Origin of the sequence: Kosakonia sp. ML.JS2a (genome assembly GCF_025642095.1) — a bacterium.
Lineage (GTDB): Bacteria > Pseudomonadota > Gammaproteobacteria > Enterobacterales > Enterobacteriaceae.
In genome coordinates, this window is record NZ_CP106754.1 from 561246 (window position 1) to 581409 (window position 20164).

Here is a 20164-nt window from a genome sequence, read left to right on the forward strand (position 1 = left end):
CTATGGGGCTGTTCTCAATTGCCAGCCAGCATCTGCGTTTTGCCTTCAAACTGGCCTTTGCCGTGGTGCTGGCGCTGTTCGTAGGTTTCCACTTTCAGCTTGAAACGCCACGCTGGGCGGTGCTGACTGCGGCCATCGTTGCTGCGGGTCCGGCCTTTGCCGCCGGAGGCGAACCTTATTCCGGCGCGATCCGTTATCGCGGGATGTTGCGCATTATCGGCACCTTTATTGGCTGTATTGCCGGCTTAACCATTATTATCATGCTGATCCGCACGCCGCTGCTGATGTTGATGGTGTGCTGTATCTGGGCCGGGTTTTGCACCTGGGTCTCTTCGCTGGTGCGCGTCGAAAACTCCTATGCGTGGGGACTGGCAGGCTACACCGCGTTAATTATTGTCGTCACCATTCAAACCGAGCCGCTGTTGGCGCCGCAATTTGCCGTTGAACGTTGCAGCGAAATTGTGGTGGGCATTCTCTGCGCGATTGTTGCCGACCTGCTGTTTTCCCCACGCTCAATTAAGCAGGAAATTGACCGCGAACTGGATAGCCTGCTGGTGGCGCACTATCAGCTGATGCAGTTGTGCATCAAACATGGCGACAGTGAAGAGGTCGACAAAGCCTGGGCAGCCCTGGTGCGGCGGACGACCGCGCTGGATGGCATGCGCACCAACCTGAAGATTGAGTCTTCCCGCTGGGGGCGCGCCAACCGACGCCTGAAGGCGATTAATACCCTGTCGTTGACGTTAATAACACAGGCGTGTGAAACCTACCTGATTCAAAACACTCGCCCGGAGCTGATCACCGACACCTTCCGCGAGCTATTTAATGAACCGGTCGACAGCGTGCAGGATGTTCACAAACAGATGAAAAGAGTGCGCCGGGTGATCGCCTGGACCGGTGAGCGGGAGACGCCGGTGACCATTTATAGCTGGGTCGGCGCGGCAACCCGCTATCTGTTGCTGAAACGCGGTGTGATTGGCAATGCGAAGATCAGCACCATTGAAGAAGAGGTGTTGCAGGGTGAAACGGTGGTGAAACCGGAGTCGGCGGAGCGCCATCATGCAATGGTTAACTTCTGGCGCACGACATTGTCATGCATGCTCGGGACGCTGTTCTGGTTGTGGACGGGCTGGACATCGGGCAGCGGTTCGATGGTGATGATTGCCGTTGTTACTTCACTGGCAATGCGTTTGCCAAATCCGAAAATGGTAGCAAAAGACTTTATTTACGGCATGTTATGGGCGTTGCCTATCGGGTCGTTCTACTACTTAGTGATCCTGCCCTCCACCCAGCAAAGCATGCTGCTGCTCTGTATCAGTATGGCGGTGCTCGCGTTCTTCATTGGCATTGAAGTGCAGAAACGGCGTCTGGGTTCAATGGCGACGCTGGCGGGGACCATTAATATCCTGGTGCTGGATAATCCCATGACCTTTAAGTTCAGCCAGTTTCTGGATAATGCGTTGGGGCAACTGGTGGGCGTGGTGCTGGCGATGCTGGTGTTGCTGCTGGTGCGGGATAATTCACGAGCACGTACCGGACGCATGTTGTTGAATCAGTTTGTGTCGGCGGCGGTATCGGCGATGACCACCAATACTGCGCGCCGTAAAGAGAACCACTTGCCTGCACTGTATCAGCAGCTTTTTCTGCTGTTGAACAAATTCCCCGGCGATATAGCGAAGTTTCGCCTGGCGTTAACGCTGATTATTGCTCACCAGCGCCTGCGCGATGCGCCTGTACCGATTAATGATGATCTCTCGGCGTTTCACCGGCAGCTACGCCGTACCGCCGCGCAGGTCATTTCTGCCGGTAACGATAATAAGCGCCAGCTCAGTTTTACGCAGTTACTGGATGAGCTGGACATCTACCAGCATAAATTGCACCACTGGGATGCCCCGCCGCAGGTTACCGAGCCTGTGCACCGGCTGACGGGCATGTTGCGGAAATACCAGCATGCGCTTACCCGCAGTTAAACGCAGAACCGACGCCAAAAGCGTCGGTTTTTTTATGTCTATACTTGGGAAGAGATTTCACACATCACCGATCAGGAGGACAAATGACCACGCAGGCACTGCAGGATAACGCGCTTTTTCAGACCGGTTATCTGGTTGATGGCGTCTGGAAATCGCTGGCTACCACATTTGACGTTCTGAACCCCGCCACCGGTGACGTCATCGCGAAAGTTGCTAAAGCAGGCAAAAAAGAGACGGAAGAGGCCATCGCTGCTGCGACCCGGGCCTTCCCCGCATGGCGGGCGAAAACCGCGAAAGAACGCTCCACCATTCTTTATCGCTGGTATGAATTGATCATTGAAAACAAACGCTGGCTGGGTCAGTTGATGACCACCGAACAGGGCAAGCCTTTGAAAGAAGCCGAAGGCGAAGTGGAGTATGCCGCCAGCTTTATTCAGTGGTTTGCGGAGCAGGCCAAACGCGCCAATGGGGAGATTATTCCCCCGATTAAGCCCGGTTCACGGATCCTTGCAACCCGTGAACCCGTCGGTGTGGTGGCGGCTATTACGCCGTGGAACTTCCCGATGGCGATGCTGACGCGCAAACTGGGTCCGGCACTGGCGGCGGGATGCACCGGGGTTATCAAACCCGCCAATAACACGCCGCTAAGCGCGTTTGCCTTGCTGACGCTGGCAAAAAAAGCGGGTGTACCTGATGGCGTGCTGAATGCCGTTGCCGGAAATACGCCTGAAATCAGCGATGCGATTATGTCCAGCCATGACGTGCGCAAGATTTCGTTCACCGGCTCGACTGCTGTCGGTAAAACGTTGGTGCGCAACGCCGCTGAAACGATGAAGAAAGTGTCGATGGAGCTCGGCGGGAACGCACCGTATATCGTGTTTGAGGATGCGGACATCGACGCGGCGGTACAGGGCGCGATTGCCAATAAATTCCGTAATGCCGGTCAGGTTTGCGTCAGCGTTAATCGCTTTTATATCCATGAATCGATCTATGAGCAGTTTACCCGGAAGCTGAGCGCAGCGGTGAGCGCGCTGAAGGTCGGGAATGGCCTGGATGAGGGGGTTGTCGTTGGCCCGCTTATTGAACCTGCCGCCGTGGAGAAAGTGCGCGAGCATGTGGACGATGCGGTGGCCAAAGGGGCGAAAGTGCTGGCAGGCGGCAAACCGCATAGCCTGGGGGGGAACTTCTGGCTGCCCACTGTTCTGGGCGATTGCAGCGACGGTATGAAACTGGCGCAGGAAGAGACATTTGGCCCGGTAGCGGCCTGCTTCCGTTTTACCTCGGAAGAGGAGGTCGTGACGCGCGCCAACGCAACACCATTTGGCCTTGCGGCCTACTTCTATACGCAGAATCTGCAGCGGGTATTCCGCGTTTCGCAGGCGCTTGAGAGCGGGATGATCGGCATTAACGAGTGCGCTGTATCAACGGAACTGGGGCCATTTGGCGGGGTGAAGGAATCTGGTCTGGGCCGGGAAGGATCGGTGCTGGGACTGGAGGAATTCCTTGAAGTGAAAACCCTGCATCTCGGGGGACTGTAACGTTACGGGCGGCGGAGACCATGAAAACCTACACGTTCGATTTTAAAAACATTGATGATCAACGTGCTTTCTATCGCGAATTTACCCACCAGTTCGCTATTGATCGCGAGAAAATTCACGATTTGGATTCATTGTGGGATGCGGTGATGGAAGGGGAGTTACCGTTACCGGTGGAGATTGTGTTTACCCATTTACCGGAAAAACAACGTCGCCGTTTTGGGGCGTTGATCTTGTTGTTTGATGAAGCCGAAGAGGAACTGGAAGGGCAGTTGCGCTTTAACGTTCGCTGAAGGCAAAAAAAAGCCCCTGACAGGCAGGGGCAAGTCGTCGGACAAGACGACGAGGGTTTATTTATACAGTTCAGCCGTTACGTGGGTATGGTCGCCCGTACGTGCTTCGATAATGCGATAGCTGCTGGCACCAGCCTGGTCAGCTTTGGCGGACAGTTCCTGGCGAATATCCATCGGCACACCGCCTACCTGTGATACAGAGACGCTGCCCATAGGTTGCAGGTTGCTGGCCTGATCGTTAGTGACCAGGGTGGCGGCGCTTGCGCCGAAAGAGATCAGTGAAGCAAGGCCAAGGGATGCGATGATCAGATTACGTTTCATTGTCAGTCTCCTTAAGAGCGTCTCAACAGCGAGAAGGATTGAACCACTTTTTTTATACCTGGTGCTGTTGAGCGACATTACATAGGGTTTATCGGTAAAACTTATTTGTACAGTTCTGCAGTAGCGTGCCACTGGTCACCGGTGCGGGCTTCGATGATGCGGTAAGCCGATGCGCCTTGTGCTTCTGCTTTTTTGTTCAGCTCAGCACGCATATCCATCGGAGAAGATGCGACCGCGCCGACAGAAACGGTGCCCAGAGACTGGCGGGATTGTGCCTGATCCGCATTGATGGAATCAGCGGCGAATGCGCCGAATGACAGTGCAGACAGCAGGCCCAGTGTTGCTACAGTTGATTTGATATTCATGATGCTTACCTCGTCGTATTCTTTGCTTTAATTTCTTCGGGGGTCTTATTTCGTGACCCTCATCACAAAATCAAGTATACACTAATCACGCAAAGAATTAATACCAGGCTAATTATAACACTCGTTTATGGGAATAAGTGATACGCTTTTTTATTACCTTAAAGCATAAAAAATCACCGCTTCGCCATAAATTACTTAACGATAGTTAATAAAATCATATGGATATCTGGATTTGATTTTTTGTGCGGTGGTATGCGCTGGAGTGGTCAAGCGAAACGATAAATCGCACTAACTGTTAAAGTGGATGTGGTGAAATGTCGGGGTGAAGGAAAGAAAAGCCGAATATTCCCCCGCGGTAAAAACCGCGGGGAAGCGCGATTAGAGCTCCTGTTCGAAGACTTGCAGGATCGCTTCGTACAGTTGTTTAACGGTAAAGTTGCTGGAAGGCGTAGTGAAGATGGTGTCGTCACCGGCGATGGTGCCGAGGATCCCTTCTGCTTTACCCAGAGAGTCCAACAGACGTGCAATAAGCTGTGCAGCGCCCGGGCTGGTGTGGATAACGACCACCGCGTCGTTATAGTCGATATCCAGCACGAGGTTTTTCAGCGGACTGGACGTGGTCGGGACGCCAAGTTCTACCGGCAGGCAGTAAACCATTTCCATTTTTGCATTGCGCGTGCGCACCGCGCCGAATTTGGTCAGCATGCGGGATACTTTGGACTGGTTAATATTGTCGAAGCCCTCATCCTGCAAAGCCTGGACAATCTCTCCCTGAGAACTGAATTTCTCTTCTTTAAGCAGCGCTTTGAACGCTTTAACTAATTCTTCTTGTTTTGCCGAGCTTCGCATAAGTCACCCGTATTATGGTCATGAAAACAACATTATTATGCATATGGATGAATTTTTATGCAAATAATCTAATGAGGTAAATTCTGAAAAAAACCGTGGAAGGCGCGGAGTTTATCAAAAACTGCCATGAAGGACAGAGGCTTGTGTCCTGCGTCGCAAATAACATTTGAAAGTAAAGTAAATGTTATAAAGTTGATGTAATTTTGGTGAATAACAGAGCTATATTATAAACTCTCTGTGTTAGTTGCTTAGTTTGCCGATCTGTCGGTCGTATCCACCTACTATAAGATCTAACAGTGTGCCAGTCCGCAGAATTTTTGCAGGGTCATTGTCATAATTATCAGGGTGAATTAAGGTCGCCGCAACGGAGTAACAAAATATTTAGCTAACCATAATAAGGAGTTTAGGATGAAAGTCGCAGTCCTCGGCGCGGCCGGCGGTATCGGTCAGGCGCTAGCCCTACTACTGAAAACACAACTGCCTTCTGGTTCAGAACTCTCACTCTATGATATTGCCCCTGTAACGCCAGGGGTCGCTGTGGATCTCAGCCATATTCCTACCGATGTGAACATTAAAGGCTTTGCCGGCGAAGATGCTACGCCTGCGCTGGTCGGAGCCGATGTCGTACTGATTTCGGCTGGCGTCGCACGTAAACCGGGTATGGATCGCTCCGACCTGTTCAACGTGAATGCCGGTATCGTCAAAAATCTGGTGGCGCAGGTGGCGAAAACCGCACCAAAAGCCTGCATTGGCATTATCACCAACCCGGTGAACACCACAGTGGCTATTGCTGCGGAAGTGTTGAAAAAAGCCGGTGTCTACGATAAGAACAAGCTGTTTGGCGTGACCACGCTGGATATCATCCGTTCTAACACCTTTGTTGCCGAGCTGAAAAACAAACTGCCAGGCAGTATTGAAGTGCCGGTGATCGGTGGCCATTCTGGCGTCACGATCCTGCCGTTGCTGTCACAGGTTCCGGGCGTAAGTTTTACCGAGCAGGAAGTCGCTGATCTGACCAAACGTATCCAGAATGCGGGTACTGAAGTGGTTGAAGCGAAAGCGGGTGGCGGCTCTGCAACGCTTTCTATGGGCCAGGCCGCTGCGCGTTTTGGTCTGTCGCTGGTGCGCGCGCTACAGGGTGAACAAGGCGTGGTGGAGTGTGCTTATGTTGAAGGTGACGGCGAGTACGCGCGTTTCTTCGCACAACCGCTGCGTCTGGGGAAAAACGGTATCGAAGAGCGTCATGCTATCGGTAAGCTCAGCGCATTTGAGCAGCAGTCGCTGGAAGGTATGCTGGAAACGCTCCATAAAGACATCCAGCTTGGCGTAGACTTCGTTAACCGCTAAATGCTGCTACCCCGCGATGGCGGGAAGCGAAAAAAACCGGAGCCTGTCGCTCCGGTTTTTTGTTGTCATCAGTTGGTCGACGGGTATTCCTGAATGGTGACCTTGAAGGTCAATTTCTTATCATCACGCATCACCTCCACCGGGATTTCCGAGCCCGGGCGAATTTCCGCTACCTGATCCATGGTTTCGAGAGCTGAAACCGCAGGTTTACCGTTCACGGACGTAATAACATCATTCACCTGGATGCCTGCGCGTGCGGCTGGCCCATCGGTTGAGACTTCGTTAACGACGATCCCCTGAATCGGATCGATGCCGCCGCCCTGCGAATGCAATGGCGCGATTTCCCGCCCGCCAATACCGATATAGCCCCTGATTACCCGGCCATCGCGGATCAACTTATCCATAATCTTGGTAGCCAGCTGGAAGGGAATCGCAAAACCAATACCTTCCGGTGTCTCGCCATCATTGCTTTTATCGAAGGAAAGGGTGTTGATGCCCATCAGTTCGCCCAGCGAGTTAACCAATGCACCGCCGGAGTTGCCGTGGTTGATGGACGCATCGGTTTGCAGGAAGTTTTGCCGCCCGGTAGGGTTCAGGCCGATACGCCCGGTGGCGCTGATAATCCCCTGGGTAATGGTTTGCCCGAGGTTATACGGGTTACCGATTGCCAGCACCACATCACCGATATGCGGCGTGCGTTTGGCATTGATGGGGATCACTGGCAGCCCGCCGGTGGCATTCACCTTCAGTACCGCCAAATCGGTCAGAGAATCCGAACCGACCAGCAGCGCTTCAAACACCCGACCATCCTGCAAAGCGACGATGATCTGGTCTGCGTCGTTAATCACGTGTTTGTTGGTAACGATATAACCGCGTTGGTCCATGATCACACCGGAACCCAGGGTGCGGATTTCGAGACGATCATGGGTGGAGCTATTCAGGCTGCGGTTATAGACGTTTACCACCGCAGGCGCCGCACGACGAACTGCCGGGTTGTAGCTGGCGGGCGTTTCATCCGTGCTGTCGAATTGACGCGACACCAGAGGGTTATTCTGGCGTAACGAAGGCATGGCGGCGATGATCAGGCCACCGACGACAACACCGATTGCAACCGAGCGTAAAAGCTTCACATACATGATGGGATAGTCATTAAAAAAGGGAACGGCAGCAGCATACCATGAGTTACCCGGACATCACATGCGGCGGTGATGCCCGGGAAGAGGAAACGCTTAACGCAGCAATAAATAGATGCTGTCGTTTCCGCGGATGATATGCAACGCCATTACCGAGGGTTTTGTTTCCAGCACTTTGCGCATTTCCGCGATGGATTGCACGCGGTCACGGTTCACGCCAATGATCACGTCATCTTTGTGCAGACCGGCCTGCGCAGCGGCGCTGCCTTTCTCCACCTCACCAATGGTAATGCCCTTGGTGCCGTCTTTAAGCTGGCCGTCGCTTAATTCCGCGCCCTGCAAGGACGGTGAAATCAGCTCCGCGCTGGCGGAAGAGGAGGTGCTTTTATCCAGCGTCACTTCCACATCCAGCGGTTTGCCGTCGCGCAGAATGCCGAGTTTCACTTTCGAACCGGGTTCTGTGGTGGCAATGCGTGAACGCAGTTCAGCAAAGCTGGTTAAAGGCTTCCCGTTCAGACTGACAATCACATCGCCGGATTTGATCCCCGCTTTCGCAGAGCCGGAATTCGGTAACACTTCGCTGACAAACGCGCCGCGCTGAACATTGAGATTAAAGGCTTTGGCGATGTCTGCGCTCATTTCTGTGCCTTTAATACCCAGCAAGCCGCGTTTAATCTCACCAAACTGAATCAACTGTTTAGAGAGCGTCTGCGCCATATTGCTGGGGATAGCAAAACCGATGCCCACGCTGCCGCCGCCCGGCGCGAGGATCGCCGTATTGATGCCGATAAGCTCGCCGTTAAGATTCAGCAGCGCGCCGCCGGAGTTACCGCGGTTGATGGAGGCGTCGGTTTGAATAAAGTTTTCCAGCCCTTCCAGATTCAGACCGCTTCGCCCGAGTGCAGAGACAATCCCGGATGTCGCCGTCTGACCAAGGCCGAACGGGTTGCCGACGGCGATAACGAAATCGCCCACGCGCAGCGTATCCGAATCGGCGATGGCGATTTGCGTCAGGTTAGACGCGTTTTGCAACTGTAGCAGAGCGATGTCGCTCTGATCGTCGCTGCCAATCAGTTTGGCTTCGAACTCGCGCCCATCGTTCAGTTGCACATTGATTTTTTGCGCCTGATTGATGACGTGGTTATTGGTCAACACATAGCCTTTGGCGGCATCGATAATGACGCCGGACCCCAGACCTTCAAAGGGTTGCGCTTGCTGCTGCTGATCCGGCATCTCTTCGCCGAAATACTTTTTCAGTTCCTCAGGGATTTTCCGACCCTGTACGGCTGTACCTTCAACCTGCACGCTAACCACGGCGGGCAGAACCTTTTCCAGAACCGGCGCGAGACTTGGCAGCGCACCCTGGCCAGGCACCTGTGACGGCATCGCCGCCATCGCCTGGAATGGTGCCGAGAGAGTTAACCCGACACTTAACGCAAACGCACTCAACAGCTGGGTTGGTTTCTTCATTGATGCTGGCTCTCGTTACCTGAAGTGAAAGGAATGACGCCCCAAAACAATTTGATGTTATTGAAATTTCAACCGCGTAACAATGAGGTGAACGACTAAATAATAGCTGCGATGCAGAAGAAGGGACGGGCGCGCGATACGCGCCCGTAAAAATAAGGAAAAGGATCGATTATTTGCGGTTTGCGCTGCCGCGCAACAGGCCGGATGCACCTTCTGAATAGTCGCGCGGGATCTGTACCGGCGCCTGATCGTTGCTGGCTTCCGATTCAGCCAGACGGTTACGGAACGGGTTTTCTTCCGCGGACATTTCCGGCAGCAGGCTGGAGGAGCTTTTAGCCATGTGCTGGTAAAGCTGGCGGTAGTCGTGCGCCATGTTATCCAGAAGCTCTGCGCTGCGGGCAAAGTGGCTCACCAGCTCTTCGCGGTACTCTTCCAGTTCGGCTTTGTTTTTTTCCAGTTCGTACTGCAAGGCCTGTTGTTGGCGCAATTTGCGGTTTCCGAAACGCATGCCCACGGCACCGATAATAATGCCGACAACCAACCCAATTAGCGCATATTCCCAGGTCATGAACTTCTCCCGTTGTTTTGTGATTCCGTAGGGTCCCGGCGGCAAGCTCCTGCCTGCGCCTGATAGTGCCACTATAACCGCTAATAGTGCAGAAGTGGAATCCTGCCGCAGCATCGCGTAGTGTAGAACGGCCTTTTTTTCGTCAACCCTGTGGGGGCGGATCGATTTTCAAGGAACAACAATAACACCATGCAAAGCCTTTCCCCGACATCGCGATATCTCAATGCCCTGCACGAGGGTAGCCATCAGCCGGATGATGTGCAAAAAGAAGCCGTTAACCGACTGGACATTATTTACCAGGCGTTAATCAACCGCAGTGAAACTGCCGCACCGCAGAGCAGCGGCCTGCTGGCGACGTTCGGCAAATTGCTGGGCAAGCGCGATACGCGCACGCCAGCGCCAGTACGCGGCCTGTATATGTGGGGCGGCGTAGGGCGCGGGAAGACCTGGCTGATGGATCTGTTCTATCAAAGCCTGCCCGGAGCCCGTAAGCAGCGCCTGCATTTCCACCGTTTTATGCTGCGCGTGCACGAAGAGCTGACGTCGATGCAAGGGCAAACGGACCCACTGGAGATCGTGGCTGACCGCTTTAAAGCCGAAACCGATGTGCTGTGTTTCGATGAATTTTTCGTGTCGGACATTACCGACGCAATGCTGCTTGGCGGATTGATGAAAGCGCTGTTCGCGCGTGGGATCACGCTGGTCGCCACCTCGAATATTCCGCCAGATGAGCTCTATCGCAACGGCTTGCAGCGTTCGCGTTTTCTGCCCGCTATCGATGCAATCAAGCAGTTCTGCGACATTATGAATGTCGATGCGGGTGTCGATTATCGCCTGCGTACGTTAACGCAGGCGCATCTGTGGCTGACGCCGCTCAATGATGAAACTCACCAACAGATGGACAAACTCTGGCTGGCGCTGGCGGGCGCAACACGCGAGCGTGCGCCGGAGCTGGAAATTAATCACCGTCCGTTGCCGACTCTGGGCGTGGAAAACCAGACGCTGGCGGTGTCGTTTGCCACGCTCTGTGTGGATGCGCGCAGCCAGCACGATTACATTGCACTCTCACGGCTGTTCCATACCGTTCTGTTATTTGAAGTGCCGGTGATGACGCCGCTGATGGAAAGTGAGGCACGGCGCTTTATTGCACTGGTGGATGAGTTTTACGAGCGTCATGTAAAACTGGTGGTGAGCGCCGCATCGCCGCTGCATGAGATTTATCAAGGCGAACGTCTGAAGTTTGAATTTCAGCGCTGTCTATCGCGTTTGCAGGAGATGCAGAGCGAAGAGTACCTGAAACGCACGCATATGCCGTAGTGGGGCGGGAAAAGACGCGACAAATCCCCATCCAAATCACAAAAAGGGGTCGATCTTTGACCCCGACTTCTCTATAATCCTGCGACCCCACGTTACAACAAGGTTTTTTTCCCGAAACACTTGTGTGCCGGCTAAACATATCCGAAGGGGTGGGTTTACTGGACAATGTCGTGTGAACCTCACTTGTATTTAAGCGTTTGGGTGTTCACCAACGTGTAACTAATTTATTTGGGTAAGCTTTTAATGAAAACTTTTACAGCTAAACCAGAAACCGTAAAACGCGACTGGTATGTTGTTGACGCGACCGGTAAAACTCTGGGCCGTCTGGCTTCCGAACTGGCTCGTCGCCTGCGCGGTAAGCATAAAGCGGAATACACTCCGCACGTTGATACTGGTGATTACATCATCGTTCTGAACGCAGAAAAAGTTGCTGTAACCGGCAACAAGCGCGAAGACAAAATGTACTACCACCACACCGGCCACATCGGTGGTATCAAAGAAGCGACCTTTGAAGAGATGATTGCCCGCCGTCCTGAGCGTGTGATTGAAATCGCGGTTAAAGGCATGCTGCCAAAAGGCCCGCTGGGTCGTGCTATGTACCGTAAACTGAAAGTTTACGCAGGCAACGAGCACAACCACGCGGCACAGCAACCGCAAGTTCTTGACATCTAATCGGGATTATAGGCAATGGCTGAAAATCAATACTACGGCACTGGTCGCCGCAAAAGCTCCGCCGCTCGCGTGTTCATCAAACCGGGCAACGGTAAAATCGTTATTAACCAGCGTTCTCTGGAACAGTACTTCGGTCGCGAAACTGCTCGCATGGTAGTTCGCCAGCCGCTGGAATTGGTTGATATGGTAGAAAAACTGGACCTGTACATCACTGTTAAAGGTGGTGGTATCTCTGGTCAGGCCGGCGCGATCCGTCACGGTATCACCCGCGCTCTGATGGAGTACGACGAGTCCCTGCGTTCCGAACTGCGTAAAGCTGGCTTCGTCACCCGTGACGCTCGTCAGGTTGAACGTAAAAAAGTCGGTCTGCGCAAAGCACGTCGTCGTCCGCAGTTCTCCAAACGTTAATTGGTTTCTGCTTCGGCAGAACGATTGGCGAAAAAACCCGGTGCAAACCGGGTTTTTTTATGGATAAAAATCATGTTATCCACAGTAATTGATTGATTATCTCTTCTTTTTCAGCATTTCCAGAATCCCCTCACCACAAAGCCCGCAAAATCTGGTAAACTATCATCCAATTTTCTGCCCAAATGGCTGGGATTGTTCATTTTTTGTTTGCTTTTTAAACGAGAGTGACAGTACGCGCGGGTGGTTAACTCAACATCTGACCGGTCGATTTGGTCCGGTAGTAGTAAATACTGAATATACCTGGAGGTTTTCATGGCTGTCGCTGCCAACAAACGTTCGGTAATGACGCTGTTTTCTGGTCCTGTGGACATCTATAGCCATCAGGTCCGTATCGTGCTGGCCGAAAAAGGTGTCAGCTTCGAAATTGAGCACGTGGAAAAGGATAATCCTCCTCAGGATCTGATTGACCTCAACCCGAATCAAAGCGTACCGACACTTGTAGATCGTGAGCTCACTCTGTGGGAATCACGCATCATTATGGAATATCTGGATGAGCGTTTCCCGCATCCGCCGTTGATGCCGGTTTATCCGGTCGCGCGTGGTGAAAGCCGTCTGTACATGCACCGTATTGAGAAGGACTGGTATTCGCTGATGAATACTATCCAGAACAGCAGTGGTGCGCAGGCTGACGCGGCGCGTAAACAGCTCCGTGAAGAACTGCTGGCAATTGGCCCGCTGTTCACCCAGAAACCTTACTTCCTGAATGACGAATTCAGCCTGGTGGATTGCTACCTTGCTCCGCTGCTGTGGCGTTTGCCGGTACTGGGTATTGAGCTGAGCGGTACAGGCGCTAAAGAGCTGAAAGGATATATGACGCGGGTATTTGAACGCGACTCCTTCCTCGCCTCTCTGACAGAAGCCGAGCGCGAAATGCGCCTGGGCCGGGGTTAATTGCATGGATTTGTCACAACTGTCTCCACGCCGTCCGTACTTATTACGGGCCTTTTACGAATGGCTGCTGGATAACCAGCTTACGCCGCATCTGGTTGTTGATGTGACGATGCCGGGCGTACGCGTGCCGATGGAGTATGCGCGTGACGGGCAAATCGTGTTAAACATCGCGCCGCGCGCGGTCGGAAACCTGGAGCTGGCCAATGACGAAGTGCGCTTCAGCGCTCGCTTCGGTGGTGTACCTCGCCAGGTCTCTGTGCCGCTGGCCGCCGTACTGGCGATTTATGCCCGTGAAAACGGCGCCGGCACCATGTTTGAACCGGAAGCTGCATACGACGAAGACGCCGTTAGTCTGAACGATGACGACGAGACTTCCGCGCAGGAAAGCGAGACGGTAATGTCGGTTATCGACGGTGATAAACCTGACCACGCAGACGATCAGGATAACGATCCTGACGACGATCCGCCGCCGCGCGGTGGGCGACCGTCGCTGCGGGTAGTGAAGTAAAACAAAACAGGGCCGGTTGGCCCTGTTTTGCTATCGGCAGTTCCTGCAGTCCTTCCCTGAAAAAAGACAATAAAAAAGGAGGCCGAAGCCTCCTTTTGGGCACTACATGGATATTACACTTCGAGGAAATTCATGATGCCTTCAGCCGCCTTACGGCCTTCGGCGATGGCGGTAACGACCAAATCGGAACCACGCACGATGTCTCCACCGGCAAAGATTTTCGGATTGCTGGTCTGGAAGGCATTTTCGCTACCTTCAGGCGCGATAATACGGCCCTGAGAGTCCAGCTCAACGCTGTGCTTAGCCAGCCACTCCATGCTGTGAGGACGGAAACCAAACGCCATAACAACCGCATCCGCTGGCACCACATGCTCTGAACCTGCAACGATCTCTGCACGACGACGACCTTTCGCATCCGGTGCGCCCATCTCGGTACGCGCCATTTTCACGCCGCAGACTTTGCCGTTAGCGTTGATCTCAACACCCAGCGGCTGCACATTAAACTGGAATTCCACACCCTCTTCGCGTGCGTTTTTTACTTCGCGTTTCGAGCCCGGCATGTTCTCTTCGTCACGGCGATAGGCGCAGATAACGTGGGTGGCTCCCTGACGAACAGAAGTGCGTACGCAGTCCATCGCCGTGTCGCCACCGCCAAGCACCACAACGCGTTTACCTTCCATGCTGACGTATGGCGCGTCCGGCGTTTCGCCATAGCCCATCAGCTGTTTGGTATTGGCGATCAGGAACGGCAATGCGTCATAAACACCCTGCGCATCTTCATTCTCCAGGCCACCACGCATGGACTGGTAGGTCCCCACGCCCAGGAAGACGGAGTCATACTCTTTCAGCAGATCTTCCAGCTGTACGTCACGACCGACTTCCGTATTCAGTTTGAACTCAATGCCCATGCCGGTGAAGATTTCACGGCGACGCGTCATCACTTCTTTTTCCAGCTTAAATGCCGGGATACCAAAGGTCAGCAAGCCGCCGATCTCCGGGTGACGATCGAAGACGACCGCTTTGACACCGTTGCGGGTCAGCACGTCGGCGCACGCCAGCCCAGCCGGACCCGCGCCGATAATGGCGACACGCTTGTCGGTCTGCTTCACGCCGGTTAAATCCGGACGCCAGCCCATTTCAAAGGCTTTATCGTTGATATAACGCTCGATATTGCCGATGGTCACGGCGCCAAACTCGTCATTCAGCGTACAGGAACCTTCGCACAGACGATCCTGCGGGCATACGCGCCCGCACACTTCCGGCAGGGTGTTGGTCTGATGCGACAGTTCCGCAGCTTCGAAAATACGCCCTTCGTTAGCCAGCTTCAGCCAGTTCGGAATGTAGTTATGAACCGGGCATTTCCACTCGCAGTAAGGGTTGCCGCAGGAGAGGCAGCGATCTGCCTGCGCCTTGGCCTGGCCTTCAGAGAAGGGCTCATAGATCTCAACAAATTCGATTTTACGCAGCTTCAGCGGTTTTTTTGCCGGGTCAACGCGCTGTAGGTCGATAAATTGGTAAACATTCTGACTCATCTGAATTCCTTACTGCGCCTGCACGCGCAACTCAGCCGCGCTGCGACTACGGTGACCTAACAGGGCTTTCACATCGCTGGATTTCGGCTTAACCAGAGCGAATTTCGCCGCAAATGCTGGCCAGTTCGCCAGGATCTCTTCGCCGCGCTGAGAACCGGTATGCTGCACATGTTCGGTGATCAGACCGCGCAGATGTTCTTCATGGATGGCGAGGTCATCGACGCTCAACACTTCCACCAGTTCCGGGTTAACGCGTTTACGGAATTCACCGTCTTCATCCAGTACATAGCCGAAGCCGCCTGTCATACCCGCACCAAAGTTGACGCCGGTTTTACCCAGTACGCAAACAATACCGCCAGTCATGTATTCACAACCGTTATCGCCAATGCCTTCCACCACGGTAATAGCACCCGAGTTACGCACCGCGAAACGCTCGCCCGCACGCCCTGCGGCGTAGAGTCGGCCACCGGTGGCGCCATACAGACAGGTGTTGCCGATAATGCTCGCTTCATGGCTGCGGAAAGCCGAACCCACCGGAGGACGAATGGCCAGCAGACCGCCCGCCATACCTTTACCGACGTAGTCGTTGGCATCACCGGTCAGGTAAAGCTCAACGCCGCCTGCGTTCCATACGCCGAAGCTCTGACCCGCGGTGCCGCTAAAGTGGGCTTTAATCGGATCGGCCGCCAGACCCTGGTCGCCGTGCGTCCGTGCAATATAGCCAGACAGCAACGCGCCAACGGAGCGGTCGGTGTTGCGGATATCGAACCAGAAGGTTTTGCTCTGTTTCTCATCCACAAACGGTTTCGCCTGCTGCAACAACTGCGCATTCAGCACGCCATTATCAAACGGCGGGTTGTTTTCGGTGCAGTACAGCGCCTTACCCGCATGCGGCTCAGCGGTTTCCAGCAGTTTAGCCAGATCCAGTTTTTGCTGTTTGGCGGTAAAACCATCCAGCTCTTTCAGCAGGTCAGTGCGGCCAATCAGGTCGACCAGGCGTTTAACACCCAGTTGCGCCATCAGCTCGCGGGTTTCACGTGCGATGAATTCAAAGTAGTTCGTCACTTTGAACGGCAGACCGTGATAGTGGTTCTTACGCAGTTTATCGTCCTGTGTTGCTACACCAGTAGCGCAGTTGTTCAGGTGACAGATACGCAGATATTTACAGCCCAGCGCCACCATCGGACCGGTGCCGAAGCCAAAGCTTTCTGCACCCAGGATCGCCGCTTTAATGATGTCCTGCCCGGTTTTCAGACCGCCATCCACCTGCAAACGGATCTTATGGCGCAGACCATTGGCAACCAGTGCCTGTTGGGTTTCCACCAGACCCAGTTCCCACGGGCAACCGGCATATTTCACCGAGGAGAGCGGGCTTGCGCCGGTGCCGCCATCGTAACCGGCGATAGTGATCAGGTCGGCGTACGCTTTTGCCACACCGGTCGCGATGGTGCCGACGCCCGGTTCGGAAACCAGCTTCACGGAGATCATCGCTTTCGGGTTGACCTGTTTCAGGTCAAAAATCAGCTGCGCCAAATCCTCAATAGAGTAAATATCGTGGTGCGGCGGTGGGGAAATCAGCGTGACGCCAGGTACGGAATAGCGCAGTTTCGCGATGTACGGCGTGACTTTATCGCCTGGCAACTGACCGCCTTCACCTGGTTTGGCCCCCTGAGCGACTTTGATCTGGATAACATCAGCGTTCACCAGATAAGCCGGCGTTACGCCGAAGCGACCGGAAGCAACCTGCTTAATTCGCGAGACTTTGTTGGTGCCGTAACGCGCCGGGTCTTCACCGCCTTCACCGGAGTTAGAGAAACCGCCAAGGCTGTTCATGGCTTCCGCCAGCGCTTCATGGGCTTCCGGGCTCAATGCACCAATAGACATGGCCGCGGTATCAAAGCGTTTAAACAGCTCACTCGCCGGTTCCACATCTTTCAGATTGACCGCTTCGCCGTTTGGCGTGATGGATAACAGGTCGCGCAGCGTTGCCGCCGGGCGCTCGTTTACCAGCTTCGCATATTCCTGATAGTCGCTATATTCGCCGCTCTGCACCGCCTGTTGCAGCGTACGCACCACGTCCGGGTTGTAAGCGTGATATTCGCCGCCGTGGACATACTTCAGCAGACCGCCTTGTGACAGCGGCTTACGCGCCAGCCAGGCGACTTTAGAGAGGTTCAGCAGATCCTGCTGGAAGTCGGTAAAGCCTGCGCCGCCAATACGGCTAATCACACCCTGGAAGCACAGTGCGGCGACATCGTCATGCAGACCGACCGCTTCGAACAGTTTGGAACAGCGATAAGAGGCAATGGTCGAGATGCCCATTTTGGACATGATCTTGTACAGACCTTTGTTGATGCCGTTACGGTAGTTCAGCATCACAGTGCGGTAGTTTTTCTCGATGGCTTTATTGTCGACCAGTTTTGCCAGCGTTTCATACGCCAGGTACGGGTAGATAGCCGTCGCGCCGAAGCCCAACAGCACCGCGAAGTGGTGCGGGTCGCGGGCGCTGGCGGTTTCGACAATAATGTTGGCGTCACAGCGCAGGCTCTTATCAACCAGACGCGTCTGGATAGCGCCCACCGCCATTGGCGCCGGAACCGGCAGGCGATTTTTCGCGATATTGCGATCGGAGAGCACCAGCAGCACGGTGCCGTTACGCACCATCTGTTCAGCTTTATCACACAGCGCTTTAACGGTCTCTTCCAGCGTCACTTCGGTGACGTCGAACGTGATATCCAGCGTATCGGCGCGGTAGTGCTCTTCTTTTATCGTCGTGAGCTGTTTGAAATCGGAATAGAGCAGGATCGGCGATTTAAAGCTCAGACGGTGCGCCTGGCCTTCGGCTTCACAGAAGACGTTCATTTCGCGGCCAATGCTGGTGGCCAGCGACATCACGTGCGCTTCACGTAGCGGATCGATAGGCGGGTTGGTCACCTGCGCAAACTGCTGACGGAAGTAGTCATAAATAATGCGCGGCTGGCTTGAGAGCACGGCGAATGGCGTGTCATCCCCCATCGATCCGACCGCTTCCTGGCCATTTTCACCCAGCACGCGGATAACGGAGTCCAGCTCTTCAAAACTGTAGTTAAACTGTTTCTGATAGCTGGCCAGCAGATCGTCATCCATTTCGCGGGTGCCGACTTCTTCATCCGGCAGATCTTCAAACGGCACCAGACGGCGGACGTTTTTCTCCATCCACTCTTTGTACGGGTGGCGGCTTTTCAGATCGTCATCGGTTTCCGCCGAGTGCAGAATGCGCCCGCCGCGGGTATCGATAACCATCAACTCACCGGGGCCAACGCGGCCTTTTTCCACCACTTCGTCCGGCTGGTAATCCCAGATGCCCACTTCAGAAGCACAGGTGATCAGCTTGTCTTTGGTGATGACATAGCGCGCCGGACGCAGACCGTTACGGTCGAGGTTACAGGCGGCGAAACGACCGTCGGACATCACAATGCCCGCCGGGCCGTCCCACGGTTCCATATGCATGGAGTTAAAGTCGAAGAAGCTGCGTAAGTCCGGATCCATATCCGGGTTGTTCTGCCATGCTGGCGGCACCAACAGACGCATCGCGCGCACGATATCCATCCCGCCTGCCAGAAGCAGTTCGAGCATGTTATCCATTGAGCTGGAGTCTGAGCCGGTTTCGTTGACGAACGGCGCGGCATCATGGAGATCCGGAATCAGCGGCGTTTGGAATTTATAGGTACGCGCACGCGCCCACTGACGGTTGCCGGTGATGGTGTTGATTTCACCGTTGTGCGCCAGGTAGCGGAACGGCTGCGCCAGCGGCCAGCGCGGTACGGTGTTGGTGGAGAAGCGCTGGTGGAACAGGCAAATGGCCGATTCCAGACGCAGGTCCGCCAGGTCCAGGTAGAAGCGCGGCAGGTCAGCCGGCATACACAGACCTTTATAGATATTCACCAGGTTCGAGAGACTACAAACGTAGAACTCTTTATCTTCCTGCAGGCGTTTTTCAATACGGCGACGGGCGATAAACAGACGACGCTCCATATCGCGTGGACGCCAGCCTGCCGGGGCGTTAACAAAGATTTGCTCAATACGAGGCAGCGAGGAGAGGGCGATTTCACCGAGCACCCCGTCGTTCGTCGGCACATCGCGCCAGCCAACAATGGACAAGGTCTCACGTTGAAGCTCTTCTTCAACAATACGGCGCGATGAGCTGGCTTTTTCCGGATCCTGGTTCAGGAACAGCATGCCCACGGCGTAATTTTTGGCTAAACGCCAGCCGCGCTCTTCCGCCACAATACGGAAGAAACGATCGGGTTTTTGCAGCAGCAAACCGCAACCATCACCGGTTTTACCGTCGGCGAGAATTGCGCCGCGGTGCTGCATTCTGGCCAGTGCGTGAATAGCGGTGCGCACTACCTTGTGGCTAGGTTCGCCTTCTATGTGGGCGATCAGGCCGAAACCACAGTTATCCCTCTCAAGGGATTTATCGTACAACATATCAGTGAACCTCCCCAGGCTCTACGGGAGCCCCTCCTGAACGATGCGCACAGGCGTAAAAAGAGCATGGCGACGGGGCATTTGCCTCGCATGTCGCCCTCTTTTAATTTCCTTTTCGCATCGATACACAAGTGTTGAGGACTTGCTTAAGAGGGAATCTCAATAACTGCATAAATATGATGAGCAGACTGCTCATCCAGAAAGCTTCCAGCGGATTTCCAAGTTATCGGGAATCCGTACACAGGTCAAATGCCGAGCTTATTTATACAAAAATGTGCTAAACATGAATTAACAATTTGATAAATAAGTGAATTTAACTATTTTTACATTGAGTAAACGGCAGACTAAGCGGCAGCAGAGTGTGATCTGACTCACTATCCAAAAGCGCTCTTTATGATGTTCTATTCTGATTGTCGAATTAATGGCAGATTTTTATTCTGCTCCTGAAGCGCCGC

At 54.0% G+C, this 20164-nt stretch carries 17 protein-coding genes; 9 read left to right on the forward strand and 8 right to left on the reverse strand.

Translation table 11 applies throughout. The annotated features are described in order from the left end of the window. Positions 1-2 precede the first annotated feature (2 nt). The 3 genes from aaeB (at position 3) to N7922_RS02670 (ending at position 3798) form a co-directional block, all read left to right on the forward strand. On the forward strand, positions 3-1970 hold the full coding sequence (aaeB, locus tag N7922_RS02660; protein ID WP_263099121.1) for a p-hydroxybenzoic acid efflux pump subunit AaeB: 1968 nt from the start codon (positions 3-5) through the stop codon (positions 1968-1970). An 83-nt stretch (positions 1971-2053) separates the two neighbouring features. Continuing rightward, complete coding sequence (locus N7922_RS02665; RefSeq protein WP_263099122.1) at positions 2054-3508, forward strand: NAD-dependent succinate-semialdehyde dehydrogenase; 1455 nt, start codon at positions 2054-2056, stop codon at positions 3506-3508. 20 nt (positions 3509-3528) lie between these two features. After that, positions 3529-3798, forward strand: a complete 270-nt coding sequence (locus N7922_RS02670) for a hypothetical protein (RefSeq protein WP_263099123.1) — start codon at positions 3529-3531, stop codon at positions 3796-3798. 57 nt (positions 3799-3855) lie between these two features. Here N7922_RS02670 and yhcN (N7922_RS02675) read toward each other — a convergent pair whose 3' ends face one another. From yhcN (N7922_RS02675) to argR, 3 genes are all read right to left on the reverse strand, one after another. After that, positions 3856-4119, reverse strand: coding sequence for a peroxide/acid stress response protein YhcN (gene yhcN, locus N7922_RS02675; protein WP_263099124.1), 264 nt, complete (start codon positions 4117-4119; stop codon positions 3856-3858). Between the two features lie 101 nt (positions 4120-4220). Next, positions 4221-4484 (reverse strand): peroxide/acid stress response protein YhcN, encoded by a 264-nt coding sequence (yhcN, locus tag N7922_RS02680; protein WP_263099125.1) that lies wholly within the window; start codon positions 4482-4484, stop codon positions 4221-4223. Positions 4485-4862: 378 nt separating this feature from the next. Then, positions 4863-5333 carry a transcriptional regulator ArgR gene (gene argR, locus N7922_RS02685; protein WP_061492976.1) on the reverse strand — a complete coding sequence of 157 codons (471 nt, stop codon included), beginning with the start codon at positions 5331-5333 and terminating at the stop codon, positions 4863-4865. 408 nt (positions 5334-5741) lie between these two features. Between argR and mdh the strand changes: the two genes are divergently transcribed. After that, positions 5742-6680, forward strand: a complete 939-nt coding sequence (mdh, locus tag N7922_RS02690; protein ID WP_263099126.1) for a malate dehydrogenase — start codon at positions 5742-5744, stop codon at positions 6678-6680. 68 nt (positions 6681-6748) lie between these two features. On the opposite strand, the gene degS is transcribed toward mdh, so the two are convergent. The 3 genes from degS to zapG form a co-directional block, all read right to left on the reverse strand. After that, on the reverse strand, positions 6749-7816 hold the full coding sequence (gene degS, locus N7922_RS02695; RefSeq protein WP_263099127.1) for an outer membrane-stress sensor serine endopeptidase DegS: 1068 nt from the start codon (positions 7814-7816) through the stop codon (positions 6749-6751). Between the two features lie 93 nt (positions 7817-7909). Next, positions 7910-9283, reverse strand: a complete 1374-nt coding sequence (degQ, locus tag N7922_RS02700) for a serine endoprotease DegQ (RefSeq protein WP_263099128.1) — start codon at positions 9281-9283, stop codon at positions 7910-7912. 169 nt (positions 9284-9452) lie between these two features. After that, complete coding sequence (gene zapG / locus N7922_RS02705; RefSeq protein ID WP_088236601.1) at positions 9453-9851, reverse strand: Z-ring associated protein ZapG; 399 nt, start codon at positions 9849-9851, stop codon at positions 9453-9455. A gap of 189 nt (positions 9852-10040) precedes the next feature. Here zapG and zapE point away from each other — a divergent pair, with 189 nt between their 5' ends. The 5 genes from zapE (at position 10041) to sspB (ending at position 13707) form a co-directional block, all read left to right on the forward strand. Continuing rightward, the gene (gene zapE / locus N7922_RS02710) at positions 10041-11168 is read left to right on the forward strand and encodes a cell division protein ZapE (RefSeq protein ID WP_263099129.1); all 1128 of its coding nucleotides are present in this window, start codon (positions 10041-10043) and stop codon (positions 11166-11168) included. 243 nt (positions 11169-11411) lie between these two features. After that, a complete protein-coding gene (gene rplM, locus N7922_RS02715; RefSeq protein ID WP_004868222.1) occupies positions 11412-11840 on the forward strand; it encodes a 50S ribosomal protein L13 in 429 nt (142 codons plus the stop codon). Between the two features lie 15 nt (positions 11841-11855). Beyond that, complete coding sequence (gene rpsI / locus N7922_RS02720) at positions 11856-12248, forward strand: 30S ribosomal protein S9 (RefSeq protein WP_000829818.1); 393 nt, start codon at positions 11856-11858, stop codon at positions 12246-12248. A gap of 312 nt (positions 12249-12560) precedes the next feature. Further along, positions 12561-13199, forward strand: a complete 639-nt coding sequence (gene sspA, locus N7922_RS02725; protein WP_045512693.1) for a stringent starvation protein SspA — start codon at positions 12561-12563, stop codon at positions 13197-13199. 4 nt (positions 13200-13203) lie between these two features. Continuing rightward, entirely contained in the window at positions 13204-13707 is a 504-nt protein-coding gene (sspB, locus tag N7922_RS02730) for a ClpXP protease specificity-enhancing factor (protein ID WP_263099130.1), read from the forward strand. A gap of 113 nt (positions 13708-13820) precedes the next feature. On the opposite strand, the gene N7922_RS02735 is transcribed toward sspB, so the two are convergent. Beyond that, complete coding sequence (locus tag N7922_RS02735) at positions 13821-15239, reverse strand: glutamate synthase small subunit (RefSeq protein ID WP_263099131.1); 1419 nt, start codon at positions 15237-15239, stop codon at positions 13821-13823. Between the two features lie 9 nt (positions 15240-15248). Further along, positions 15249-19709: a glutamate synthase large subunit gene (gltB, locus tag N7922_RS02740; RefSeq protein WP_263099132.1), complete on the reverse strand. Its 4461-nt coding sequence runs from the start codon at positions 19707-19709 to the stop codon at positions 15249-15251. Between the last annotated feature and the right edge of the window lie 455 nt (positions 19710-20164).